The following is a 4,550-nucleotide window of genomic DNA, read 5'->3' as shown; positions in this document are numbered from 1 at the left end:
GTGTCGGCTTCCTGGGGCTCAGAGCATCGACACGTTGTGGGAGCTGCTTGAAGCCGGCCGATGCGCGGTCTCTGCGATACCAGCTGATCGCTGGGCGCTTTTGCGCCACGGACATCCCCGCCTCAGGGAGCCGGGGCGGAGCTACACCTGGGCCGCGGGCGTGCTGCCGGACCCCTGGGGCTTCGATCCCGCCGTCTTTCGCATTTCCCCACGCGAAGCGCAGCAGATGGATCCGCAACAGCGACTGCTGCTCGAACTCGCCTTCGAGGCCTGTGAGGATTCCGGCCTTGCGCCTTCAAAACTGGCGGGCAGCCAGACTGGCGTCTATGTCGGCGCTTCCGCCCTCGATTACTCGACCATCGGCCTGCATGATCCCGCCGTCGCGGACGCCTATTACGCGACCGGCAACACGCTCTCGATCGTCTCGAACCGGCTCTCGTATGTGTTCGACCTCCATGGGCCGAGCATGACGATCGACACGGCCTGCTCGTCGTCTCTGGTTGCGCTCCATCAGGCCCGCCTGGCCCTGATTCACGGAGAGATCGATGCCGCGCTGGTCGGCGGGGTCAACGTGCTGGCGAGCCCGTTCAGCTTCATCAGCTTTTCTCAGGCGACGATGTTGTCGCCGACCGGCCTCTGTCGGGCGTTCGCGGCCGAGGCGGACGGTTATGTGCGGGCGGAAGGCGGCGTCGTCCTTGTTCTCAAGACGCTGAAGAAGGCGATCGCCGACGGCGACCGGATCCACGCCGTCCTATGCGGCAGCGGGGTCAATTCCGACGGGCGCACCAGCGGGATTTCTCTCCCCGCCGAGAAACGCCAGATCGAATTGCTTCGCGCCGTCTACAGCCAGGCCGAGGTTGCGCCGGATCTGGTCGCCTTCGTCGAGGCTCACGGAACGGGAACGCGGGTCGGCGATCCGGTCGAGGCCTCCGCGCTGGGCGCTGTCCTCGGCCGAGCGCGAAGCCGCCCTCTGCCGATCGGATCGATCAAGACAAACATCGGTCACACCGAGCCTGCGTCGGGCCTCGCGGGACTTCTGAAGGCGATGCTGGCACTCGAGCACGACATGGCGCCGAGGTCTCTCCACGCGGAGAACCTGAATCCCAACATCGACTTCGCCGGCCTCAATCTGCACGTTGTGGGGGAGCCGATCCCGCTGTCGCGTGCCGAGGGGCGCCGGTTCGCCGGCGTGAGCTCGTTCGGCTTCGGGGGCACGAGCGCGCATGTCGTCATCGGCGATCCGCCGCTTGCGCGGACGACGGGGGAGGCGGCGCCGCGCCTCATGATGATCTCCGCTCAGACGGAGGAGGCTCTGCGCGCGCTGGCGGGCGCGTACGCGGGGCGATTCGAAGATGCGAGCGTGGGCGAGCGGTTGCGCATCGTCGCCGCCACGGGCCGCCGGCGCGAGCGCATGCGCGAGCGGCTGGCCCTGCCTGCGCTGCCGACCGATGGTCTGGCTCCAGCGCTCGCGCGGTTCGCCCGGTCCGGCGAGGCCGAGCCGCCCGGCGCCCGAGCGACCGCCGTCGAGGGCGACGGCGCGATCGTCTTCGTTTTCTCCGGCAACGGCTCGCAATGGTCCGGCATGGGCCGCGCCGCCTACCGGACGAGCGCCGCCTTCCGCGAAGCTCTCGCGGAAGTCGATTCGCATTTTCTTCCGTTGGCCGGCTGGTCGCTGGTCGAGGAGTTGGACTCCCCCGACATTGCGGCCGACCTCTCACACGCCGACATTGCCCAGCCGATGATCTTCGCCATTCAGGCCGCGAGCGTGCGCGCGCTGGCCGAGGTCGGCGTCCGCCCGGCGTTGACGCTCGGACATAGCGTCGGCGAGGTCGCCGCGGCCGAGGCGGCTGGCGTTCTTTCGCTCGCAGACGCGGTTCAGGTGATCTTCCACCGCAGCCGCCTCCAACAGGCGACGGAGAACTCCGGCGGCATGGCCGTGGTGTTCGGACCGCGCGAGGCGGCGGCCGACCTGTCGGCGCGCATTCCCGGCCTCGCGGTCGCCGCGCACAACTCGCATCGTTGCATCGTCGTTGCCGGGCCGTCGCTGGCGCTGGACCGTCTTATCGATCTCGCCCCGCCCGCGAAGCTGCGCGCACGCAAACTCGACCTCCCCTATCCGTTCCACACCGAGCTGATGCAGCCGGTCAAAAAGCCGCTGATCGAAAGGCTGGCGGGCCTCAAGCCGTCTGCCGGCGCGGTTCCCTTCCTGTCCACTGTCGCAGACGCAGTCCTGCCCGGGGCCGCGGCGGGCGCGTCGTACTGGTGGCGCAACGTGCGGGATGTGGTTCTTTTCCAGGAAGGCGTCGAACGCGCGCTCGGCATGGGCAAACGCGCGTTCCTAGAGATCGGGCCCCGGCCCACGCTGAAAATCCATCTGCGCGACATCGTCGAGCACCTTGACGCGGCTGCGCTGATCGACTGCGCGCTCGAGGAGAACGCGGCCGATGACGACGGCGACCCGTTCGAGGCGACGGCGATGCGGCTCATCGCCGGCGGCGCCGACGTCGGGCCGCAGTGGGCTTTCGGTCCTGACCCCGGGCCGGGAATCGACCTGCCTGCCTATCCCTGGCGTCGCGCCCACTACCGGTTTGCCGAGACAACCGAGTCGACGGGCCAGTTGAGCGCGCGGCCGCGCCATCCTCTGATCGGCGCGCGCGACTCCGAGGGCGCTCTCGAATGGCGTGCGACCCTCGATCCGCAACAAGAGCCGGCGCTTGCCGATCACCGGATCGACGGACAGGTCCTGCTGCCCGGCGCGGCCTTCCTCGAGATGGGGCTCTCGGTCGCGCGGGACTGGGCGGGGCCGGAGGTGGCGCTAAGGGATTTCGAAATCCTGCAGCCTCTCGCCTTCGCGGCCGAAGCCTCGCGTGAGATCCTCTGCCGGGTCGAGGCCTCGACGGCGGCGGTCGAGATCCTGAGCCGCCCACGCCTCGCCAATGCGCCTTACGCCACGCATGCGCGCGGACGGATCGTCCACAAGCCCGGACCGCCGCCGACCGGACGCGTCGCCCCGACCGCGTCGGACGAAGGGGTCACAGGCGAAGCGCTCTACGCTTCGGCGCGCGCCTTCGGGCTCGAGTTCGGGCCGGCGTTCCGGAGGCTCGCGCGCGCCCGTCGCGCGGGGGAAGACCGCATCGAGGTCGAACTCGCCGCGGCCGCGGCGGACCCCCGCTACGGTCTCGACCCGGCCCGCCTCGATTCCTGTTTCCACGGCCTTATCCTCCTGTTCGCCGGACGGGAGGGCGAAGGCGGAGTTTACCTGCCGGTCCGTTTCGGCGAGGCGCGTCTTTTCGTCCCGGGCGCGAACCTCGCGTGCGCCGCGATCCGAACGACGCGGCGCGACGATCGGGTCATCGTCGCCGATTTCGATCTCTTCGACCGCGACTCGAGGCTGGTGGCGACGCTCCGCGACGCGCGTTATCAGGCGGGCCGGACGCGCGCCCCGGCCAGGCTCTCCGGTCTCGGCTTCGCAGCGCATTGGATCCCGGCGACGGCGGAGTTCGCGAGGCGGGCGCCGCTCGAAGGCTGGCGGAATATCGTCGCCCGCGAGCCGCAGTTCCCCGCCGAACTGGGCGGCGCTGCGCTCCTGCTCGAAGGATGGGCGACCGCCGCGTGCTTCAAGCTTGCGCACGGTCTGGCGAGAGACGACGTCCTCGATCTCGACGAGCTTGTCGCCGAGGGCCGGCTGCCGGAGGCTCGGGGAGCTTGGGCGGAGACGGTTTTTTCGAGCCTCGAACAGAGCGGCCTCATTCGACGGTCCGGCGACATCCTGCGGCCAAGCGATCTCGAGCTCCCCTCGCCGGACGCGGTCTTTTCGGCGCTCGCGGCTCAGCACCCCGAACGCGCGCCGGAGTTGCTCCTCGCCGCCGGCGCAGCCGAAACGCTGCAGGCGCTGGCCGCGGGCCAGGATGCGAGAGGACCGTCGGACGGCGCCGTCGAAGCCTGCGAGCTCCGGTCTCCGTCCGCGACCGCAGCCGCTCGCGCCCTCGGCAGGCGTCTCGAAAAGATGGCGCCAGCCGAAGGGGACGGGACCGCGCTGCGGATTTTGCAGGTCGGGGTCGGGCCAGCCGGTTCCGAACTCATCCGCTTCGCCGCCGCCCGCAGCGCGCGCCTGACCCTGTTGGACCTCGACGCGCGGAGGCTCGAGCGGGCGCGGCTCTCCCACGGCGACGTCCGGGAGGCGGCTTTCTGCGGCGATCTCGACGCGCTTCCAGACGGCGGATTCGACCTTATCGTCAGCGCAGGCGGCCTGTCGCGGCTGAGCGCCGGACGAGACGCGCTGGCGCGCCTGGCGTGCAAATGTGCATTCGGCGCGGTCTTGATGGCGGTCGAGCCGACGCCGTCGCTCTTCCATGTCGTCGCGTTCGGCCTGGCGGACACGCCGAAGGACGAGTTGCGCGACCGTCGTCTGGGTCCGTCGGCCTGGTCCAGCGAATGTGCGCGCGCCGGTTTCCGCAAGCCGGAAGCGCGGCTTATCGAAACCGGCGAGGACCTGGCGACGCTGATCGTCGCGGAAGCGCCCGAGGTTGCCCGGGCCCCGGATCCTCAGC

The 4,550-nt window shown here is 70.1% G+C and carries 1 protein-coding gene; it reads left to right on the top strand.

Features of this window, described 5'->3' with window-relative positions; all coding sequences use genetic code 11:
- Positions 1-4,550: beta-ketoacyl synthase N-terminal-like domain-containing protein (locus ACLP25_RS22955; protein ID WP_442471453.1), on the top strand; the 4,550-nt coding region annotated here is incomplete at both ends.

Origin of the sequence: Roseiarcus sp., from assembly GCF_052145395.1 — a bacterium.
Taxonomy (GTDB): Bacteria; Pseudomonadota; Alphaproteobacteria; order Rhizobiales; family Beijerinckiaceae; genus Roseiarcus.
The sequence above is the reverse complement of the archived record's forward strand: the minus strand, read 5'-3'. Positions and strand labels throughout refer to the sequence as shown.